Origin of the sequence: Pelomonas nitida, from assembly GCF_043555975.1 — a bacterium.
GTDB lineage: Bacteria > Pseudomonadota > Gammaproteobacteria > Burkholderiales > Burkholderiaceae_C > Pelomonas > Pelomonas nitida.
This window is the reverse complement of record NZ_JBIGIA010000007.1, coordinates 11,890-30,372: the sequence shown is the minus strand read 5'-3', so window position 1 is coordinate 30,372 and position 18,483 is coordinate 11,890. Positions and strand designations below refer to the sequence as shown.

Genomic DNA, 18,483 nt, shown 5'->3' with positions numbered 1-18,483 from the left:
CGCTTCGCTTCGGGTTCCCTGCGGTGCTCGGTCCTTGAGGTCCCGCGCAAAACTCGCTTCGCTACGCTGCGCTCAGACAGTTGCGCGGAGTCAGAGCTTGAGGCTCGCTGCGCTCGCGGCCTCAAGGCCCTGTGCTCCTCGGCGGGCTCAAAGGGGGGGTGAAGAACAGCCGGCGCCAGTCGGCTGTCGGGCTTGGCATTTGGCTGTTGGCTGTTCGGCTGTTTCGGGGCTTCCCCTTCTAAACCGCCGAGAAGCGCAGGAGACCCAGGCGCGCGCGCAGCGCGCTTCAAGAACTGACTCCGCGCAACTGTCTGACCGCAGTGAGCGCAGCGAACGCAGGGAGTTTTGCGCGGGCCTGGGTTTCCGAGCATCGCAGGGCACCCCGCAGGGGCGGTTTTGCAGGGGCGCTTTCTTTGCCTACTTTCTTGCGCGCGCAAGAAAGTAGGTCGCCCGCCGGGGCGAATTCCCGGCACGGCGGCAGGCACCCACCCGAAGCAACGAAGAAGCAAGCCACCCATCACGCCACCTTCTTCAACTTCGGATCCAGCGCATCCCGCAACCCATCCCCCATCAGATTGATCGCCAGCACCGTCACCAGAATCGTCAGCCCCGGCAACGTCACCACCCACGACGCCCGCGCGATGTAGTCGCGGGCCGACGACAGCATCGTGCCCCACTCGGCCACGGGCGCCTGCACGCCCAAGCCCAGAAAGCCCAGCCCCGCCGTCTCCAGAATCGCCGATGAGAACGACAGCGTCGCGTTGACGATCAACGGCGCCAGGCAGTTGGGCAGCACGGTGATGAACATCAGCCGCCACACGCTCGCGCCGGCCACGCGGCTGGCCGTCACGTAGTCGCGGCCGATTTCGGCCAGCGCCGCGGCACGCGTCAGCCGCACATAGCCCGGCAGCGCGCCGATGGCGATGGCGATGATGGTGTTGACCAGGCCCGGGCCCAGGATGGTGATCACGCAGATGGCCAGCAGCAGCGACGGCAGCGCCAGCACGATGTCCATCATGCGCATGATGGCCGGCGACAGCCAACGCTCGAAGAACGCGGCGAGCAGCCCCAGCAGCACGCCCGGCAGCAGCGACAGGGTCACGGCTGCGAGACCGATGCCCAGCGACACGCGGCCACCATGCAGCAAGCGGGAGAGCATGTCGCGGCCCAGCTCATCGGTGCCCAGCAGGAAGCGCGTGCTGCCGCCCTCCATCCAGACGGGCGGCGCCAGCATGAAGTCGCGGTACTGCTCGATGGGGTCGTGAGGCGCGATCAGCGGGGCGAACAGGGACGCCAGCGCGATCAATGCGAAGACGATCAGCGCGACAAAGGCGCCACGGTTGGCGGTGAAGCCGAGCCAGAACTCGCGCAGCGGGCTCGGCGGGTCGATGGCGAGAGCGGAGGAACTCGAATTCAAGCGCTTGACCTCATCGGCTCCAAGGACTGCTGCTTGCGGGCCCTGAGTGCGGCCCAGAAGCAAGGCAGTGACAGTGCGGTGATTGCCGCAGCCCACCACAACCTGCGGTGCAGGGCCGCCCGGATTCCGTGGCGCAGATCGACCAGTTGGTCCCCTCGCTCCACGCCGATCAGACGACCACCGTTCATGTAGTAAGTCCGACGGGTGCCTAGGTCAGCCGCAACATCGGGATAGCTGCAAAAGTCTCTTGGGCATTCGATGCGATTGCCGCCGGCCGTCTCCAGCACGTAGTTCCTCTTTTCCCATCGCAGAGTAGCGACGAAGCCGCTGGAGCGGTCGATGGGTGCATCGCCGAGCGATGCCAACTTCCATGCATCAAAGCCATAAAGCATGGGAAGGGCCAACAAGCACGCGAATCCGATGCCCCACCAAAACTCGGACCAGGAACGCAACCGCTGGATCATCAATGCCCCCCTCCCCGAATCCGCGGATTCACGACGCCGTACAGCACATCCACCACCAGGTTCACCCCGATGAAGGTCAGCGCCGAGATCAGGATGCCCGCCTGCACGACGGGATAGTCGCGCCGGGCGATCGAGTCGATCAGCCATTTGCCGATGCCGGGCCACGAGAAGATGGTTTCGGTCAGCACGGCGCCGGCGAGCAGGCTGCCGGTCTGCAGGCCCACCACCGTCAGCACCGGGATCAGCGCGTTGCGCAGCGCGTGCACGACGACCACGCGCGTCGGTGACAAGCCCTTGGCCCGCGCGGTGCGCACGTAGTCCTCGCGCAGCACTTCCAGCATCGACGAGCGCGTCATGCGCGCCACCACGGCCAGCGTGCTGGTGCCCAGCACCAGCGCCGGCAGCACCAGGTGCAGCAGCGCCGAGGTGAACGCGCCTTCCTCGTCGCTCAGCGCTGCGTCGATGAGCATGAAGCCGCTGATGCGCTCGATGTCGTACTCGATGCCGATGCGGCCGCTCACCGGCGTCCAGCCCAGTTGCACCGAGAAGAACATGATGAGGATCAGCCCCCACCAGAACACCGGCATCGAGTAGCCGACGGTGGCCACGCCCATGACGCCCTGGTCCAGCAGCGAGCCGCGCCTGAGCCCGGCGCTCACGCCGAGCAGCAGGCCGAAGCCGACGGCGAACAGCAGCGCCGCGGCGGCCAGCTCGACGGTCGCCGGGAACAGCGCCGCGAATTCATGGCTGACCGGCTCGCGGCTGACCAGGCTCTGGCCCAGGTCGCCGTGCAGCAGCCGGGTCACGTAGTCGGCGTACTGCACGGGCAGCGGCTGGTCCAGCCCCAGGCGCTTGACGAGCGCGGCGTGCGCTTCGGGGTCGAGCCGGCGCTCGCCCATCATGACCTCGATGGGGTCGCCAGGCACCAGCCGGATCAGCCCGAACGCCACCAGCGTGATGCCGATCAGTGTCGGCACCAGCGTGGCCAGGCGCTTGAGCACGAAGCCCAGCATCACCAGCGCGAGGTGTAGGGGCGGGTCTCGGTGTCGCCCGCGCCGGCCACGCGCATCGCGCCGGGCGTGGACGCCACGTCGATCAGCGCGGCCGTCTCGGCGTCGACGGTGCCGGAGATGTCGCTCGGCCGGTACTTCATCTGGAAGGTGGAGACGACGTCCTTGGTCATCGCATCCATCTGGCCCGAGCGCGACACGTTGTAGCCGATGCGCGCCAGCCGCTCCTGCAGCCAGGCCGCGTCACGGGGCGCGACCTCATGCTCCAGCGTCTTCACCATCACCAGCGGGCCGTCGGGCCAGGGAATGAGGCCGGCGTCGGCCAGTTGCCGCCACGGGAACAGCGGCCCGGGGTCCTGCTTGCGGCCGGGGGCGATGTCGGCGTGGCCGATGATGCGTTCGGGCCGCACCTGATGGCGCTTCTGGATGTCGCGCACCAGGGCGATGACTTCGTCGATCTGCGCCTGCGGGAACGGCGCGTAGACGCGGCCGGCCGGCGTGTCGACGAAGCCGGCGTTGACAATCTCGATGCCGATGGAGGCCGAGTTCAGGTTGGTGTTGCCAGCCCAGAAGCTCGCGCCGGCATGCCAGGCGCGGCGGTTCTCGTCCACCAGCGCATAGCTGGCCACCGGGTTGTCGCGCACCAGGTAATGCGCCGACACCTGGCCGCCGGTCGTCAGCACCTTCAGCGACTTCTCCCAGTCGATGACGGTGTAGTGCAGCACGATGTAGAGCGCGCGGCTGTCCTGGTTCTGCGAGGTGTAGCTGCGGTCGATGCGGGGCGCGCGCACGCCGGGTGCCGTGGCAGCGGCGCCGTGCGGTGTCGAGCCCGGGGCCTGGGGCGGCGTGGGCAGGCTGGCGCAGGCGCTCAGCAGCAGCGCAAGGACGGTGGTGAGGAGGGCGGTGGACTTCATGCGTGGGCAGGCGTGGCCGAGCGCCGATTGTTGCAGCGCACACGGGTCTCCGACCCCAGGGGTGAGCCGCAGGGGGCATGTCGAACTGCCATGCGGGTATGAGTTCAGGCCATGGGCGGCGCGCCGGACATGGGTTCAGGCCGCGCGGAAGATTCCTTCCGCGCCCGACGGCGCCGGCGGCGGCGCTTCTCGCCGAAGATGCACCGCCATTCGCGCTCGATGGCCACGGTCGAGCCCGCCTCTGCATCACCTGGATCGCCACACCCCATGCGTTTTCTGCCCGCTTGCTGGTTGACCTTGTCCCTCACCATCGCCACGGCCGGGGCCGCGCACGCCGCCGGCGTGACCTGGCCGCTGGACTACCGGGATGACTCCACCAACCGCTTCCGGTGGGACAAGCGCACGCAGCCGTTGATCGAGGCCATTGCGCGCCAGCCCTTCGCCGGCGAACTGGCACTCGCGCTGGGCGGGCCGCCCGGCCCGGTCGTCGTGCAGGAGAACCGTTATTTCTCGGCCAGCGCCTGCGTCCCGCACGACTGCCTGCGCAAGGGCTTGCTCTGGCTGGATACGGCACAGGGCGTGGGGCTCGGAGCCATCTTCGACGGCAGCTACCCCGACAACACGGGCCGGCTGATGCTGGACGCCAAGGCGATCCGCGGTGATGTGCCGGACGCGGCGCGGCAGGCCATCGTCAGATGGCTGGAGGAGGTCAAGGCCTCTCCCACGGCCGTGGAGTTCACGGATGCCAGCGGCACACGGCGGCCGCTGCCCGTGGCCGCGTTCACGCCGCCCCAGCGCTTCACGCCGCAAAGCGGTGGCCCGAGCTTCGATTGCGCGCGGGCCAGGACGCGCATCGAGCACCTGCTGTGCAGTGACGCCGAGCTGGCCGCGCTGGACTTGAAGCTCGCCGACGACTTCAAGGGCGGCCTCGTGGCGCTGGACGATTTGCCGTCACGGCGGCAGTTGACGGCGTTGCAGCAATGGTGGCTGCGAGAACGCGATGCCGATTGCGAACGCGCGGCCGAGCCCAAGGCCTGCCTCGTTTTGGCTTACCAGGTGCAGTCCGCCACCTTGCTGAACTGGGTGCCCGTGTCCGGCCGTCCGCAAGACCCGGCGTCACTGGCCAAGGCCGGTTTCCAGTTTGGCGACATGGTCTACCGTGGCCAGCGCTACACCGTGGTGAGGCAGAAAGACGCCGGTGAGCGCCTCGCCTCGTTCAACCAGGCACTGGCCGCGCGCCAGATGGCGGCGCTGGACGCTTGCGCGCTGGTGGTGGACCTGCCGGTCGGCACGGCGCACGGCAATCACAGCTATGGCGGCGTCTGCGAGCAGCGCGCCGCGCCGGCCAAGCGGCTGGTGCTGGTGTGCAACGACGACATGATCGGGCACTTCGGCCTGCGCGTGCTCGGCCGGCCCAAGGCCAGCGTCGAGGAGCTGGCGCACTTCGTCGCCGAGGAGTGCTTTGGCGGCTGAGTCATCCCGCCACGGCGGCGCCAAGGCTGAGCCTAGCCCGGATATTTCGCGAGGCCGGCCCGTGCCGACCTGCAACACCGATGAACACGGCGATCTCGCCGTTCAACGCGATATCCACTTTGGCTTCACGGGCCTACGCGGGCTTGCGCGGCGCCAGGCTTGTGGGCTGCACCTCAACTTCTCGCCAATGCCTACGGGCATTGGCTGCGGCCGTCTCGGCGCATCCCCCGGCGCCTGGCATCCACGCAATTCCCGCGTACCTCGCGAAGTATCCGGGCTAGATCCGGCAGTTGACCGCTCGCTACGCATCGAAACGCTAGCCGCATGAACGCCTTGCGTTTGCGGCGGGGTTCACCACTTCGGTGAGCAGCGCTGCATGCCCGCTGGGCTGGCGCTTCGTGGCGCTGGCCGCGTTGCTTCTCCTCGTGGGCACGAGCCCACTTCGTTGTCACGCCTTGCCAGCGCCCCGCCTCGCCCGCCCCTCGGGCTTGCCCAACTGCCGGATCTAGCCTCAGCGCAGCTCCTCGATCAGCCGGGCCCGCTCGGCCGGTGTCAGGCCCGGGGCCTGGTTCAGCAGCGAGACGGCGCGGTCGTGGTCGATGTCCTGCAGTGTTTGCGCCAGCGCCTGCCAGGCCTGCCAGCGCCGCTCGGGCACGGCCATGCGCCCGATGAGGTCCATGGCGTCGAAGGGGGCGTAGCGCCCGATTTCGTCGCCCGTGGCGTGGCGGGCGATGGCCTCGTCCAGCTCGGCGCGCGAGCCCTGCGAGCGCAGCCAGTCGCGGGCGGCCTGGCCGTCCTGCGCGGTCCAGCGCGACAGGCTTTCGTCCAGCAAGGCCTGACGTTGTTCGCCCGGTGGCAGCGTGCTCGCGAAGATGGTGGCGGAGCGAACGTCCTGCTGCAGCCAGCGGTCCTGCAGTGGCGCGAGCCACTCGGCCTGGCCGGGCATGTTCTGGGCCCAGCGCATGGCCTGGTCGGGCGCGGCTTCGGCCCAGCCGTCGATCAGGCGCTGCCGCAGCATGTGGAGGGTGTCGTCGTCCAGCGGGGCGGTCGACAGGGCCAGCATCGCCTGCGGGAACTGGCGCTGCGAGGCCCAGCGGGACAGCAGCCGTTCGTACAGCGGCAGTGCTTCGGCAGGCGAGCGGCGCGCCAGCGCTTCGAGCTGCGGCAAGGCCGCCTCGGGCGCGGGGCCCAGCAGGTGCTGCAGCAGCGCGTCGGGGGCGAGCGCTGCGTCCAGCGTTGACGGGGCGTTGGAGCCCGCCGCCACCAGGGCCAGCGCGGACTGGGCCGTCGCGCGCGGCGCTGCGGCGTCGCCGTGCACCGGGCCGGCAGCGGGGGGCGTCTCTCGCTCGGGCAGTGCCAGGTAGGCCAGAGCCGCCAGGCCGCCTGCCGCCATCGTCCAGCGCAGCGGGCGGGTGCTCATCACTTGAACACGCAGGCGCGTGCGACGTTGCTGCTGCTGGTGTCCTTCACCGGCTCATTGCCCGAGCCGGTGCCGACATAGCCCTCGCACTTGGCCTTGGAGCCGCTGTAGACCAGGTCGGTGATCGTGGCCACGTCGTACTTGCCGGAGATGCCCGACTTGCTGTCGTAGCTGCTGTTGACGCCGATCCCCGCCGAATTGACGGTGCCCAGGCGAACGCCGCTGACGGTCACCTTGCGGGCGTATTGCGTGGAGCAATTGCCGCAGGAGCGGACCAGCTTGCCGATGTTGTCGGCATAGAAGTCCTGGATGACCAGCGTGCCGTCGCCGTTGTGCTGGAACAGCTTGTCCTTGGCCTTGAAGGCCGCGCCGCCGGAGATGGTCAGCTTGCTGGTCACGCCGCTGAGTTTCTTCACCGTGGCGCCGTCCTCGCCGACGTCGGCCCAGTAGACATTGGTGATGTTGCACACGCCGTAGCAGTGCACGCCGTCGGCGCCACCGGCAGCCAGGTTGGTGCCGCTGCCGAGCGAGCCGTCGCCGATGACGACGTTCTTGACCGTCGAGCCGTTGTTCAGCTTGAACATCGGGATCTGGCTTTCGCTCTGCGTGCCCTTCATGTTGGACGCCGTGCCGACCAGGCAGACCCACTTGCCGTACTTGGCCACGCCGTCCCAGGTCGTGCCGGCGGGCACGTCGATGGTGGCGCTGACGTTGACCTTGGTGCAGGCCGGTACCGTGCGAGCGGACGGTGCGGCCGCGGCGGTGCCCGCCACGGCCATCAGCACCAGGCCGAGCAAGCCCTGCCACAGGCGGCTGATCGGGCGTTGCGTCTTTTCACTGTTCATGTTTTGTCTCCTACCGTTGATCACAGCAGCCGCTAGCCCGGCTGCGGGGCGTCAGCACGACAACGGGGCCCGTGAGAACCGCGTGGCGGCGCGAAGGAGTTGAACAACAGCTCCAAGCCGTCGCCACTGACGGTCGAGGCCGGCGTCTTGCACCAAACGGACACAAATTTATTCTTTTGGAACACTGTTCCAATGCGGGCTGGCCTGAGCCTGATTCAGGTGTCGCGCCCCTCCCGGAGCGTCACAGGCCGGACAAACTGCCGCGCCGCCGCGCCGCCGCGCCGCCGCGCCGCTCAGCGCCGGCGTGGGGCGGCCGTCTTGCGGGCCGGTTTGTCGGCAGGCGCCGCCGCGGCCTGCAGCGGCGCCAGGGCGGCCAGCGTGTCCACCTGGGTCAGCAGGCCCTGCAGATAGTCCGGCGCCAGCGCGTGCAGCTGTTGCAGTGCGCGGGCCACCAGCACCTGGCTGTTCAGCGGGCCCAGATGTTCCGGCACGGGCGCGGCCACCTCGGCCAGGCGGCGCTGCGCGCGCAGCGCGCGCCAGGTGGGCTGGTGGGCCTGCACCTGGCGCAGGTCCGTGCCCATGGCCTGCAGCTCGGCCACCAGCGTTGCCAGCGGGCTCGGGGGCCGGCGCGGCGCCGGAGCGGGCGCGGGCGCGGGCAGTGCCGGTGCCGCCTGCGCGCGCGCCATCAGCCGGGCCACGAGCCGCTCGCGCAGCGCGCCGGGGGGCTGCGCCGAGGCGCGCCGGGCCAGCGCCGACAGCACGCGGGCGCGCACGGGGTCGCTGCCGGCCTGGGCCAGCGCCCACGCGACGGGGTCGGCGGCGGCGTCGGTCGTCACGGCGCGGAGGCTGCCACGCGGCGCGGGCGGGGCGTGGGCGCGATCTCGACGCGCCGGTTCAGCGCGCGGCCGGCGGCGTCATCGTTGGAGGCCACCGGCTGCTGCGGCCCGAAGGCGGCGGCGAACACGGCGTCGGGCGGCAGGCCCTCGGCCATCAGCGCGCGCGCCACGTTCAATGCACGCTGGGCCGACAGCTCCCAGTTGTCGGCGAACTTGGCCGTCGCCAGCGCGCGGTCGTCGGTGAAGCCGCTGACCATCAGGATCTCGTCGCGCTGTGCGAGGTAGGCGCGCAGCGGCACGGCCAGGCTCTTGATGAGGGCGAGGCCCTCCGGGTGCAACTGGTCGGAGCCGACGGCGAACAGCACGGCGCCGCTGATGCCGATGCGGCCTTCCACGAGCGTGATGCGGCCATCCGACAGCGGCCCGGCGAGCGCGCGCTCCAGCGCCTCGCGGCGGGCCTGCTCGGCCTGGCGCTGTTCCACTTCGGCCTGGAGCTGGTGGGCCAGGTCCAGCTGGCCCACCAACGCGGCGGCCAGCACCAGCACGAAGGCGCCCAGCACGCCGGCCATCAGGTCGCCGAACGCGGCCCAGGCGGGCGCGCTGAGACCCTCAACGTGGCCTTCCTGCTCGATCTCCAGCTCATCCATGCGGGGCGGCCCCCTGCAGCGCATCCAGCACGGCTTTTTGCGAGCCCAGGCACAGGTCGATGACCTCGCGGGCCTGCGCGACGTAGTAGCCCAGCTGCTCGTCGCTGCGCGCCATGGCGCTGCCCAGGCGCTCTTCCAGCGCGCCGAGGTGCTGCACCAGCTGCGCGTTGGCGGCCTGGAACTGTTCCACGGCCACGCCGAAGCCTTCGCCCAGGCTGCCCATCTCGGCCGCACTGGCGGCGATGGTGGTCGCGGCGTCGGCCAGGGCCTGGCCCGTGGCATCGGTCTGGGCGGTGATGCGCTGGCCCAGCGCCTCCAGTTGCGTGGCGGCGCCGGTGGTCAGTGTGCTGACCTGCGCCGCCGTGCCGTCCAGCAGCGTGCTCACCTGGTGGGCGGCGCCGCCCAGCAGCGCCTGGACCTGCGAGCCGGCACTGCCGAGCAGGGTGTCCAGCGCCGCGCGCTGCTCGCCGGCCGCCTGCTGCAGCGAGGCCAGCAGCGTGGAGACCGTCTGCATCAGCTCGGCGCGCTCGGCAAGGGCCGCGCGGTCCTGGGCCTGGCTCTGCGCCAGCTGTTCGCGCAGCGCCGCCACCACCTCGACGGCGGCGCGCGGCGCCTCGCCGGCCGCCTTCAGCAGCGTGCCGGCCTCGGTCAGCGTGCTGCGGGCCTGCGCCTCGTTCTGTGCCACGAGCTCGCGCGTGTGCTGCAGCAGCGCGTCGGCCAGCGCCTGCTGCCGGGCCTGCTGGGCCGCGCCGGCCTGCTGCAGTTCGGTGCGCCAGGCCGCCAGGCGTTCGGCGTCGTGGCTGGCGTGGGCGGACTGCAGCTGGCCGTGCGCCTGGGCGATGGCGGCGATGGCCTGCTGGGTCTGTGCCGTGAAGCCGGCGGTCAGCTCGGTGAGGGCGTCTTGCGCGCGCTGGCCGCTGGCGGCCAGCAACTGCTGCGCGGCCTCGCGCTGGGCGGCCAGCAGCTGTTCGTTGGCCTCGCGTTGCCGGGTCAGCGCCTCAGCGTCGGCGCGCGCCTCGGCGCGGCGCTGGGCGTCCAGCTCGGCCTGTTGCGCGGCGTGGCGGGTCTGGCTGTCGGCGATGCGGTCGAGCAGGTCGCGCGTTTGCGCCGCGAAGCCGTGGGTCAGGTCTGTCAGCGCCTGCTGCGCGCGGCTGCCGCTGTCGGCCAGCAGTTGCTGTGCGGCGTCGCGCTGGCGGGCGAGCAGGTCTTCGTTGGCCGCACGCTGGCGGGCCAGCGCCTCGGCGTCGGCGCGGGCTTCGGCGCGGCGCTGGGCGTCCTGCTCGGCCTGCGCGGCCTGGTGCTGCGTCTGCGCGTCGGCCAGCCGGTCCAGCAGCGACTGCGTCTGCGCCGCAAAGCGGTCGGCGGTGTCGGCCAGCGCCTGGCTGGCGGCGGCGCGCTGGGCGGCGAGTGCGTCGGTCTGGGCCTGCAGCGCGGCTGCGCGGGCCATGTCGGCCTCGGCCTGCGAGGCCTGTTGCCGCGTGGCGGCGGCGTCCAGCGCGGTCAGCAGCGCGCGGGCTTCGGTCGTCCAGCGGTCGCCCAGTTGCTGCACGGCCTGCTGCGTGGCCGCGCCGGTGTCGGCCAGCAGTTGCAGCGCGGCCGCGCGTTGCCGTTCCAGGCCGTCGGCCTGAGCGGTCGCGGCGGCTTCGCTTTGCTGGGCCAGGCGCGCGGCGCCGGCCTCGAAACGGCCGCCCAGCGCGTCGAGCTGTTCGGCCACCTGAGTGCCGACGCGTTCATGCAGCGAGGCTGCTTCGCGCGCGATGCCGGCCATGGCTGCCTCGGCCGCCGGCTGGATGGCGGCGCCCGCCAGGCGGGCGGCCTCCGTCAGGCTGGTGCGCAGCGTCGTGTCCACGCTGGCCGCGAGTGCGCCGTAGGCCTGGCGGGTTTCGGCGTGGAACTGGTCGTTCTGCGTGGCGAGGCGGTCGGCCATCTGCTGCGCGAACTGCTGCAGCTGCGCGACGAGCTCCCGTTGCCGGGCCTGCGCCAGCTCGGCGGCTTCGGCCTCGGCGGCCTGCTGGGCCAGCGCGCGGCGGTGCGCTGCCGTCAGCGGGCGCAGCGGGCCCAGCAGCGCGGCGTCGAGCCGGGCGGCCACGGCCGTGCGCTCGCGCCGCGCCAGTGCCACCATCAGGCCCAGCATGGCCGAGCCGGTCACGCCAGCCACGCTGGCACTGAAGGCCAGGCCCAGGCCCTGCACCGGCGCGCCCAGCGCGGTGCGCAGCGCCGCCAGGTTGGCAGAGGCGCCCAGCGCGCTGGCCGTGCTGCCCAGCGTCAGCACCAGGCCGATGAAGGTGCCCAACATGCCCAGCAGCACCAGCAGCCCGGCCAGCGCCGGCGCCAGGGTCAGCCCCGGCAGCGCCACCCGCAGGCCTTCGAGCCGTTGCTGCACGGCGGCGCGCAGCGCGGCGGGCACGCGGTCGATCCAGCCCTCGTCGGCGTCGCTGGCCAGCATGTCGGCGAACTCGCGGCTGGCGCGGCGGAAGGCGCGCAGCTCGGCGACGCCGATGACGAAGAAGGCGGCGATCAGCAGCGTCATCACCAGCGCCGCCGGGTGATGGCGTGCGGCGGCGAGGGCCGCGCCGGCGATGCCGGCGAGCCCGGCGGCCAGGGCGAGGGGGTAGAGGGCGTGGAGGAGTCGGTTCATCGGGAATCGGCGGGGTGCAGGGCGTCGATCAGGCCCTGCACCGGTTGAAGTCGGAGGTCCAGCTCGGCGCGCAGCGCCCGCTGCAGGTCGGCCCAGAAGCGCTGGCGCCAGCGGCGTGGGTCGGCCAGCTGGTGAGCCTCGGCGCGGCGCGTCAGCAGCGTGGCCAGGCCGGCCAGGCGTTCGCGCTCCTGGGCGGCCAGGGCCTGCTCGAAGATCGCGTCCAGCTGTGCCAGCCGCGCGAGCGCGCCGGACGCTGCGGCGAGCCGGGGCCGCAGGCGTTCGCGCAGCGTCGCGACGCGCGCCGCCATGGTGCGCTGCTGCTGGGTGTGGTGCAGCCGGAACGGCGCCAGCAGGTCGGCCAGCGGCATGCCGTCGGGCGCGGGCTCGGCCGCGTCGCGGGCCAGCTCGGCGTCGTCGAAGCCGGCGGCCAGCTCGGCCTGCAGGCGGTCCAGCGCGGCGGCGGCCCAGGCCTGCGCCTCCTGGCGCGCGGCCGCGTCGGCACCGGCGGCGGGAGGCGCGGCCAGCACCTGCGACAGCGCGATGGCGTCGGCCCAGCCCAGCCCACCGCCCAGACGGGCCGCTGCGGGTGCGGCCGCGACGGGGGCGACGCCCCATTGCAGCAGCAGCCGGGCCAGGGGCTCGGGGGCTGTGGAGGGAGGCGGGGAGGCGTGCATTTCGATCGGCGGGCCCGCGTGGGCACGCTCGGCGCCCAGGGGCGGCGCGAAAAAAGCGCACGATTTTAGTGAATCGCGATTTGGCGGTGCCCGCCGGGGCGCCGGCGCCGCGCGGGCGATCGGCCGGCTGCGCGTTCTGCCCACGCAGCGGGGTGGGGCACGTGTCGGAGGAGAATCCGGTGATTCGAGCAGTCAGGAGGACCGGCCATGCACACCCAAGATCTCTCCGCCTGGCGGCACGACCATGCCTTCGACGCCGGTAACGCCGCCGGCGAGCGCGGCACACGGCGGGTGATGTGGATCACGGCCGCGATGATGCTGCTGGAGATCGCCGCCGGCTGGTACTACAACTCGATGGCGCTGCTGGCCGACGGCTTCCACATGAGCAGCCATGCGGTCGCCATCGGCCTGAGCGTCGCGGCGTACGCGGCCGCGCGGCGGCATGCGGGCGATTCGCGCTATGCCTTCGGTACGTGGAAGATCGAGATCCTGGGCGGCTTCGCCAGCGCCATCTTCCTGCTGGGTGTCGTCGCGCTGATGGTCTGGGGTTCGGTGGAGCGCCTGCTCAAGCCCGAGGCCATCCACTACCCCGAGGCGATGCTGGTGGCCGTGCTGGGGCTCGTCGTGAACCTCGTCTGCGCGCTCATCCTGGGCGACGCCCATGACCATCACGGGCATGACCACGGCCATGGCCACACGCATGGTGGGCATGAACATCACCACGACCTGAACCTCAAGTCCGCCTATCTGCACGTGGCTGCCGACGCCGCCACATCGGTGGCCGCCATCGCGGCGCTGGCCGGCGGCTGGTGGATGGGCTGGGACTGGCTGGACCCGGTCATGGGCATCGTCGGCGCGGTGGTCGTCGCGGTGTGGGCCAAGGGGCTGATCCGCGACACCGCCGTCGTGCTGCTGGACCGCGAGATGGACCATCCCGTCGTCGACGAGATCCGTGAGGTCATCGCCGAGCGCGGTGCCACGGGCCGCACGGTCATCACCGACCTGCACGTGTGGCGCGTCGGCCGGGCGAGCTATTCCTGCGCGCTGAGCCTGGTCACGCACGACGCCGCGCTGACGCCCGACGATGTGCGCCAGTGGCTGTCGGTGCACGAGGAGATCGTGCATTCGACGATCGAGATCCACCGCTGCGCATCCTGAAGGCTGGGATCCCGCTGCGCCACGGCTGCGCGCGCCGGCCGAACCTCAGCCGGCGGGTTGCAGCTCGCGCAGCGCGGCCTGCAGCCGTGGCGTGGCGAAGTCCAGGAAGCTGCGTGTCTTCATCGGCAGCCGGCCCTGGCGTGAGTACAGCAGGCTGACCGGGACCGGCGCCGGCTCGTACGCGGGCAGCAGGCGCACCAGGCGACCCTCGCGCAGCGCGTCGGCCACCTGGTAGGACAGCAGCCGCGTGATGCCCGCACCGCCCTCGGCCGCGCGGATGGCGGCGTCGGCCGTCGTCACGCTGAGCCGCGTGCGCACCGGCACGCGCTGCATCGTGTCGGCCACCGGGAAGCTCCAGGCGGAGGTGCCGCCCAGGCCTTCGAAATTCACGCAGTCGTGGCCGCGCAGGTCGGCCGGCGCGGCGGGCGTGCCGCGCGCCGCCAGGTAGGCCGGGCTGGCGCAGGTCACGCGCCGGATCTCGCCCAGGCGCAGCGCCACCAGGCCGCTGTCTGGCAGCGTGCCGATGCGCAGCGCCACGTCGATGTGCTCTTCCAGCAGGTTGGCGTTGCGGTCGCTGAGCAGCAGCCGCACGTTGACGTCGGCGAAGCGGGCCAGGTAGTCGGTCACCACGGGCACCACGTGCAGCCGGCCGAACACCAGCGGCGCGGCGACGATCAGCTCGCCGCGTGGCGCCGCCTGCACGCCGGCCGCGCCGCGTTCGGCCTCCTCCACGCGCTCCAGGATCTCGCGGGCCGCGACGAGGTAGTCGCGCCCGGCCTCGGTCAGCGTCAGCTGGCGCGTGCTGCGCGTGACCAGCCGCGTGCCCAAGTGAGTCTCCAGCTCCGCCAGCTTGCGGCTGGCCGTAGCCAACGGCATCTGCAGGCGGCGGCCGGCGGCCGACAGGCTGCCTTCGTCCACGGCGGCCACGAACACTGCCATCGCGTCGAGTCGGTCCATGTTCCCGAAAAATGAGAGATTGAATCGCGATTTCGCAGTCTAGTGTCCGATAACGGGAATTTCTACAGTGACGTCACCGGCACTCACCGGCCTTCAACAACACCCAAGGAAACCGACATGACCACCCGTCTGCACACCTTCGCCGCCATCGACACCGCGCCCGCCGCCGCCCAGCCGCTGCTGAAGGCCGTCGAGGCCCAGATCGGCAGCGTGCCCAACCTGTTCCGCACCGTCGCCAGCAGCCCGGCCGCGCTGGAGGGCTACCTCGGCATGTCCGGTGCGCTGGCCAAGGGCCGGCTGCCGGCGGCCACCCGTGAGCGCATCGCGCTGGCCATGGCCCAGATCAACGGCTGCGACTACTGCCTGTCGGCCCACAGCTATCTGGGCACCCACGTCGCCAAGCTGGACGCCGCCGAGATCCAGGCCAACCGCCAGGGCCGCTCCGGCGACGCCAAGGCCCATGCCGCCGTGCAGTTCGCCGTCGCCGTGGCCACGCAGCGCGGCCGTGTGGCCGATGCCGAGCTCGCCGCCGTGCGCGCTGCGGGCTACGACGACGCCCAGATCGTCGAGATCGTGCAACACGTCGCGCTGAACGTGTGGACCAACTACCTGAACAACGTCGCCCGCACGGACATCGACTTCCCCGCCGCGCTGCCGCTGGCCGCCTGACGCGGCCTGCCGTCTGTCTTTCAGGAGAACGCCATGTCCCGCCCGCCCCTGCCGCCCTTCACGACCGAAACCGCCGCGCAAAAGGTGCGCCTGGCCGAAGACGCCTGGAACAGCCGCGACCCGGCCCGCGTCGCGCTGGCCTACACGCCCGACAGCCGCTGGCGCAACCGCAGCCAGTTCGTGCAAGGGCGCGAGGCCATCGAGGCCTTCCTCGCGCTGAAGTGGCGCCGTGAGCTGGATTACCGGCTCGTCAAGGAACTGTGGGCCACGCAGGGCGACCGCATCGCCGTGCGCTTCGCCTACGAGTGGCATGACGACAGCGGCCAGTGGTTCCGCAGCTACGGCAACGAGAACTGGGCCTTCGATGCCGAGGGGCTGATGCACACCCGCATCGCCAGCATCAACGACCTGCCCATCCGCGACAGCGAACGGCTCTACCACTGGCCCGCCGGACGCCGGCCCGACGATCACCCGGGGCTGTCGGCGCTGGGGCTGTGATGGACGCCGCCCGCCACCCCGCCAGCGACGTCGCCTTCAGCCCGCGCGTGAAGGCCGTGCAGGCGCGCAAGGGCTCGCGCGCCTCGTACGCGCGCATGGAGCAGGGCCACGGCTGGCGCACCGAGGTCGACGACGATCTGCGCGCCTTCCTGGCCGAACGCGACAGCGCCTTCCTGGCCACGGCCAGCGCCGACGGCCAGCCCTATGTGCAGCACCGCGGCGGCCCGGCCGGGTTCATCCGCGTGCTGGACGCGCACACGCTGGCCTTCGCCGAGTTCGACGGCAACCGCCAGTTCATCACCCAGGGCAACCTGGAGGAGAACCCGCGCGCGCAGCTGTTCCTGATCGACCACGCCACGCGCCGGCGCGTGAAGGTCTGGGGCCGGGCCCGGGTCGTCGAGGGCGATGCGGCGCTGCTCGACCGGCTGATGCCGCAGGGCTACGCGGCCCGCGCCACCGGCGTGCTGGTGTTCGAGGTCAGCGCCTGGGACGCGAACTGCCCCAAGCACATCCCGCTGAAGTTCGACGCGGCCGACGTGCAGGCCGCGCTGGAGGCCCGCGACACCCGCATCGCCGCGCTGGAGGCCGAACTGCTGGCGCTGCAGGCCGGCGCGCCCAAAAGCAATCGGCCGCCAGGGTGAACCGTGGCGGCCGATGGGGTCAGGCGCGAGGCGCCTGGTGGGCGCTCAGCGGCGCGCCGGGCCGGACGGCGTCGGGCGCGGGCCGCGGTTTTCCAGGTGACGGAAGGTGATGCGGCCCTTGCTCAGGTCGTAGGGCGACATCTCCAGCGACACGTTGTCACCCGCCAGGATGCGGATGTGATGCTTGCGCATCTTGCCGCCGGTGTAGGCGATGACCTGGTGGCCGTTCGTCAATGTCACGCGAAAGCGCGAGTCGGGCAGGACTTCGTTGACGACGCCCTGCATTTCAATCAGTTCTTCCTTGGCCAAGTGTGGGGCTCCAGTAGCGAAAAATTAGACGGGAGGCCGGCCACAGGGCCGTGCCGGCGACGAATGCGGCCGGTCAAGGCCGCGCGTGGTCAGTGGCAATGCGCCCAGGCCATGCCTTCAACCCGGGCGTAGCGCAGGGCTGCCTTGGGGCTTCGAAAGCACGGCGTGAATTGCATCACCCGGTCCACGCTGGCCATGCCCTGGCCGGACCGGATCGAAACGAGGGCGTCAAAGCCGCCGCCGATTCGAGCCTGTGTCATGGGGGAGACGACATAGCGTCCCACTTCAATATTCTTGTTGGTCTTCATTTTCTTCTTCTTTTTGCCGCAGCGGCCGGGCAGGGCTGCTGCGGTAGGAGACGGGCCGCAAGCGGCCCGCCAGGTCAAAGCGCGCGGATGTTCGACGCCTGCAGACCCTTGGGGCCTTGCTTGGTCTCGAACTCCACCTTGGCGCCTTCGGCCAGCGAGCGGAAGCCGCCGCCATTCTTGATTTCGCTGTGGTGGGCGAACAGATCCTTGCCGCCATTGTCCGGCGTGATGAAGCCGAAGCCCTTGCCGTCGTCGAACCACTTCACGGTGCCGATTTCTGTTGTCATGGTGTTTCCTTTTTTGGAAGTCGTATGGATGAAAACTCCGTCGGCGGCATGCCGAGCGGAGACAGAAACACTCAAGAACACTCACCGGGAGTTGCTGAAGCGAGCCGCTCGCGAGAACGGGCCAGGGGGTGGCCAGCGGGGCTGCAGAGAAGACCTTGAGAAAACGGCCTTGCGCGAATCTATACCCGCAAATGTACCAGCCGTGTCAAGCCCCCCTGCTGCCGACGGGCAGCTTGGCCGCCTTCCCGGGGCCTGGTCGACCTCAGCGATAGGCGTACCAGAGGGCGGCAAAGAAATGGCAGACGCTGCCCCCCAGCACGAACAGGTGCCAGACGAAATGGGCGTAGCGCAGCCGGTTGTCGAGCAGGAACACGACGGCGCCGAGTGTGTAGCTCAGGCCGCCCGCCACCAGCAGCGCCAGGCCCGGGCCGGGCATGCGCTCGACCAGCGGGCCCATGGCGAACACCACCACCCAGCCCATCGCCAGGTACAGCAGCGTGGAGACGATCGGGTGGCGCAGCCGGTTCAGCAGCTTGATGGTCACGCCGAAGGCCGCCGCCGCCCAGACGGCCACGAGCAGCGTGACGCCGGGGCCGGTCTGCAGCACGCCCAGCGTGAAGGGGGTGTAGCTGCCGGCGATGAAGACGTAGATGGCGGCGTGGTCCAGCCGCATCAGCCAGGCCTTGACGCGCCCGTTGGCGAGCGTGGACGGCAGCGCGTGATAGAGCGTGGACACGCCGTACAGCAGGATGGCGGAGGCCGCGAAGATGGCTGCGGCGGCCACGTCGGCGGCGGCACCGTGCCGCACCGCGCGGGCCACGAGCAGCGGCAGCGCGGCGATGGCCAGCAGCGCCCCCAGGCCATGGCTGATGGCGTTGGCGATTTCTTCGCCCAGGGTCTGCGGGCGGTCGGCGGGGCGGGTCATGGGGCAGTCGGGAGCGCGTGTCAGGTTCGCGCAAGCCAGCAATACATCGATGCTGACGTTATCATGCGCGGCCAAAAATTGGGCCTGCAACTTGCATTCAAGGTTCCCCGCCCGATAACAAAAGACAGGGGTCGCGTATGGGAAACAAGCCGTCGTTGCAGGGGGGCTTCAGGTCGCTGCGTTGGTGCGCCTCAGGGTGCCCGCGTTGTCATGTGCCAGCACAGCGCTGGTGCCAGCGACCCAGATCAGTGCTGACGGCACCGTCCTGCGCAACCGTCTGAGCGGGTGGCGCACTCGCCGCTGCGCGCCGACCTGGCGCGTGCGTCGCGTGCGTCGCGCTCGTTGGGAGGGCTGGCGGAGCCCTCATCACTCAACTTCGCATGAGAGAACTGT

Annotated in this window: 20 protein-coding genes; 5 read left to right on the top strand and 15 right to left on the bottom strand. The window is 71.0% G+C overall.

Annotated features, from left to right (window positions below; genetic code table 11):
- Window positions 1–517: 517 nt before the first annotated feature.
- Genes ACG00X_RS10500 through ACG00X_RS10485 form a run of 4 tightly spaced genes read right to left on the bottom strand, consistent with a single transcriptional unit; the run spans window position 518 to window position 3,805 of the window.
- The gene (locus ACG00X_RS10500) at window positions 518–1,417 is read right to left on the bottom strand and encodes an ABC transporter permease subunit (protein ID WP_394488096.1); all 900 of its coding nucleotides are present in this window, start codon (window positions 1,415–1,417) and stop codon (window positions 518–520) included.
- Window positions 1,414–1,881 carry a hypothetical protein gene (locus tag ACG00X_RS10495; protein WP_394488095.1) on the bottom strand — a complete coding sequence of 156 codons (468 nt, stop codon included), beginning with the start codon at window positions 1,879–1,881 and terminating at the stop codon, window positions 1,414–1,416. The genes ACG00X_RS10500 and ACG00X_RS10495 overlap by 4 nt, the downstream gene beginning before the upstream one ends.
- Entirely contained in the window at window positions 1,881–2,894 is a 1,014-nt protein-coding gene (locus ACG00X_RS10490; RefSeq protein WP_394488094.1) for an ABC transporter permease, read from the bottom strand. Before ACG00X_RS10490 ends, ACG00X_RS10495 begins: the two co-directional genes overlap by 1 nt.
- Window positions 2,894–3,805 carry an N-acetylmuramoyl-L-alanine amidase gene (locus ACG00X_RS10485; protein ID WP_394488093.1) on the bottom strand — a complete coding sequence of 304 codons (912 nt, stop codon included), beginning with the start codon at window positions 3,803–3,805 and terminating at the stop codon, window positions 2,894–2,896. The genes ACG00X_RS10490 and ACG00X_RS10485 overlap by 1 nt, the downstream gene beginning before the upstream one ends.
- A 267-nt stretch (window positions 3,806–4,072) precedes the next feature.
- Between ACG00X_RS10485 and ACG00X_RS10480 the strand changes: the two genes are divergently transcribed.
- Window positions 4,073–5,278 (top strand): lysozyme inhibitor LprI family protein, encoded by a 1,206-nt coding sequence (locus ACG00X_RS10480; protein ID WP_394488092.1) that lies wholly within the window; start codon window positions 4,073–4,075, stop codon window positions 5,276–5,278.
- A gap of 511 nt (window positions 5,279–5,789) precedes the next feature.
- Here ACG00X_RS10480 and ACG00X_RS10475 read toward each other — a convergent pair.
- The 6 genes from ACG00X_RS10475 to ACG00X_RS10450 all read right to left on the bottom strand — a co-directional run bounded on the left by ACG00X_RS10475 (window position 5,790) and on the right by ACG00X_RS10450 (window position 12,338).
- Window positions 5,790–6,698, bottom strand: coding sequence for a hypothetical protein (locus tag ACG00X_RS10475; protein WP_394488091.1), 909 nt, complete (start codon window positions 6,696–6,698; stop codon window positions 5,790–5,792).
- On the bottom strand, window positions 6,698–7,543 hold the full coding sequence (locus tag ACG00X_RS10470; protein ID WP_394488090.1) for a pectate lyase: 846 nt from the start codon (window positions 7,541–7,543) through the stop codon (window positions 6,698–6,700). Before ACG00X_RS10470 ends, ACG00X_RS10475 begins: the two co-directional genes overlap by 1 nt.
- Before the next feature lie 293 nt (window positions 7,544–7,836).
- Window positions 7,837–8,379 (bottom strand): DUF2894 domain-containing protein, encoded by a 543-nt coding sequence (locus ACG00X_RS10465; RefSeq protein ID WP_394488089.1) that lies wholly within the window; start codon window positions 8,377–8,379, stop codon window positions 7,837–7,839.
- On the bottom strand, window positions 8,376–9,026 hold the full coding sequence (locus ACG00X_RS10460) for an OmpA family protein (RefSeq protein WP_394488088.1): 651 nt from the start codon (window positions 9,024–9,026) through the stop codon (window positions 8,376–8,378). The genes ACG00X_RS10465 and ACG00X_RS10460 overlap by 4 nt, the downstream gene beginning before the upstream one ends.
- Window positions 9,019–11,664, bottom strand: a complete 2,646-nt coding sequence (locus ACG00X_RS10455) for a hypothetical protein (protein WP_394488087.1) — start codon at window positions 11,662–11,664, stop codon at window positions 9,019–9,021. The genes ACG00X_RS10460 and ACG00X_RS10455 overlap by 8 nt, the downstream gene beginning before the upstream one ends.
- Window positions 11,661–12,338 carry a DUF3348 family protein gene (locus tag ACG00X_RS10450; RefSeq protein WP_394488086.1) on the bottom strand — a complete coding sequence of 226 codons (678 nt, stop codon included), beginning with the start codon at window positions 12,336–12,338 and terminating at the stop codon, window positions 11,661–11,663. The genes ACG00X_RS10455 and ACG00X_RS10450 overlap by 4 nt, the downstream gene beginning before the upstream one ends.
- Window positions 12,339–12,545: 207 nt before the next feature.
- Between ACG00X_RS10450 and dmeF the strand changes: the two genes are divergently transcribed.
- A complete protein-coding gene (gene dmeF / locus ACG00X_RS10445) occupies window positions 12,546–13,496 on the top strand; it encodes a CDF family Co(II)/Ni(II) efflux transporter DmeF (protein WP_394488085.1) in 951 nt (316 codons plus the stop codon).
- 45 nt (window positions 13,497–13,541) lie between these two features.
- Here the strand turns inward: dmeF and ACG00X_RS10440 are convergent, their stop codons facing one another.
- The gene (locus ACG00X_RS10440) at window positions 13,542–14,453 is read right to left on the bottom strand and encodes a LysR family transcriptional regulator (protein WP_394488084.1); all 912 of its coding nucleotides are present in this window, start codon (window positions 14,451–14,453) and stop codon (window positions 13,542–13,544) included.
- A gap of 117 nt (window positions 14,454–14,570) precedes the next feature.
- Between ACG00X_RS10440 and ACG00X_RS10435 the strand changes: the two genes are divergently transcribed.
- From ACG00X_RS10435 to ACG00X_RS10425, 3 genes are read left to right on the top strand one after another with little or no spacing between them, the layout of a single operon-like run.
- Complete coding sequence (locus ACG00X_RS10435) at window positions 14,571–15,122, top strand: carboxymuconolactone decarboxylase family protein (protein ID WP_394488083.1); 552 nt, start codon at window positions 14,571–14,573, stop codon at window positions 15,120–15,122.
- A 33-nt stretch (window positions 15,123–15,155) separates the two neighbouring features.
- Window positions 15,156–15,620: a nuclear transport factor 2 family protein gene (locus tag ACG00X_RS10430; RefSeq protein ID WP_394488082.1), complete on the top strand. Its 465-nt coding sequence runs from the start codon at window positions 15,156–15,158 to the stop codon at window positions 15,618–15,620.
- Window positions 15,620–16,261 (top strand): pyridoxamine 5'-phosphate oxidase family protein, encoded by a 642-nt coding sequence (locus tag ACG00X_RS10425; RefSeq protein ID WP_394488081.1) that lies wholly within the window; start codon window positions 15,620–15,622, stop codon window positions 16,259–16,261. Before ACG00X_RS10430 ends, ACG00X_RS10425 begins: the two co-directional genes overlap by 1 nt.
- 45 nt (window positions 16,262–16,306) lie before the next feature.
- On the opposite strand, the gene infA is transcribed toward ACG00X_RS10425, so the two are convergent.
- The 4 genes from infA to trhA form a co-directional block, all read right to left on the bottom strand.
- Window positions 16,307–16,570, bottom strand: a complete 264-nt coding sequence (gene infA, locus ACG00X_RS10420) for a translation initiation factor IF-1 (protein WP_394488080.1) — start codon at window positions 16,568–16,570, stop codon at window positions 16,307–16,309.
- An 89-nt stretch (window positions 16,571–16,659) separates the two neighbouring features.
- Window positions 16,660–16,878: a hypothetical protein gene (locus tag ACG00X_RS10415; RefSeq protein WP_394488079.1), complete on the bottom strand. Its 219-nt coding sequence runs from the start codon at window positions 16,876–16,878 to the stop codon at window positions 16,660–16,662.
- A gap of 74 nt (window positions 16,879–16,952) precedes the next feature.
- Window positions 16,953–17,165 (bottom strand): cold-shock protein, encoded by a 213-nt coding sequence (locus ACG00X_RS10410; RefSeq protein WP_394488078.1) that lies wholly within the window; start codon window positions 17,163–17,165, stop codon window positions 16,953–16,955.
- A gap of 262 nt (window positions 17,166–17,427) precedes the next feature.
- Entirely contained in the window at window positions 17,428–18,090 is a 663-nt protein-coding gene (gene trhA, locus ACG00X_RS10405; protein ID WP_394488077.1) for a PAQR family membrane homeostasis protein TrhA, read from the bottom strand.
- Window positions 18,091–18,483: the final 393 nt, after the last annotated feature.

Coding starts and splice junctions, on each gene's coding strand:
- ACG00X_RS10495 (WP_394488095.1), bottom strand. CDS start 1,881: ATGATCCAGCGGTTGCGTTCCTGGTCCGAGTTTTGGTGGGGCATCGGA.
- ACG00X_RS10490 (WP_394488094.1), bottom strand. CDS start 2,894: ATGCTGGGCTTCGTGCTCAAGCGCCTGGCCACGCTGGTGCCGACACTG.
- ACG00X_RS10485 (WP_394488093.1), bottom strand. CDS start 3,805: ATGAAGTCCACCGCCCTCCTCACCACCGTCCTTGCGCTGCTGCTGAGC.
- ACG00X_RS10480 (WP_394488092.1), top strand. CDS start 4,073: ATGCGTTTTCTGCCCGCTTGCTGGTTGACCTTGTCCCTCACCATCGCC.
- ACG00X_RS10475 (WP_394488091.1), bottom strand. CDS start 6,698: ATGAGCACCCGCCCGCTGCGCTGGACGATGGCGGCAGGCGGCCTGGCG.
- ACG00X_RS10470 (WP_394488090.1), bottom strand. CDS start 7,543: ATGAACAGTGAAAAGACGCAACGCCCGATCAGCCGCCTGTGGCAGGGC.
- ACG00X_RS10460 (WP_394488088.1), bottom strand. CDS start 9,026: ATGGATGAGCTGGAGATCGAGCAGGAAGGCCACGTTGAGGGTCTCAGC.
- ACG00X_RS10455 (WP_394488087.1), bottom strand. CDS start 11,664: ATGAACCGACTCCTCCACGCCCTCTACCCCCTCGCCCTGGCCGCCGGG.
- ACG00X_RS10450 (WP_394488086.1), bottom strand. CDS start 12,338: ATGCACGCCTCCCCGCCTCCCTCCACAGCCCCCGAGCCCCTGGCCCGG.
- dmeF (WP_394488085.1), top strand. CDS start 12,546: ATGCACACCCAAGATCTCTCCGCCTGGCGGCACGACCATGCCTTCGAC.
- ACG00X_RS10440 (WP_394488084.1), bottom strand. CDS start 14,453: ATGGACCGACTCGACGCGATGGCAGTGTTCGTGGCCGCCGTGGACGAA.
- ACG00X_RS10435 (WP_394488083.1), top strand. CDS start 14,571: ATGACCACCCGTCTGCACACCTTCGCCGCCATCGACACCGCGCCCGCC.
- ACG00X_RS10430 (WP_394488082.1), top strand. CDS start 15,156: ATGTCCCGCCCGCCCCTGCCGCCCTTCACGACCGAAACCGCCGCGCAA.
- ACG00X_RS10425 (WP_394488081.1), top strand. CDS start 15,620: ATGGACGCCGCCCGCCACCCCGCCAGCGACGTCGCCTTCAGCCCGCGC.
- ACG00X_RS10415 (WP_394488079.1), bottom strand. CDS start 16,878: ATGAAGACCAACAAGAATATTGAAGTGGGACGCTATGTCGTCTCCCCC.
- ACG00X_RS10410 (WP_394488078.1), bottom strand. CDS start 17,165: ATGACAACAGAAATCGGCACCGTGAAGTGGTTCGACGACGGCAAGGGC.
- trhA (WP_394488077.1), bottom strand. CDS start 18,090: ATGACCCGCCCCGCCGACCGCCCGCAGACCCTGGGCGAAGAAATCGCC.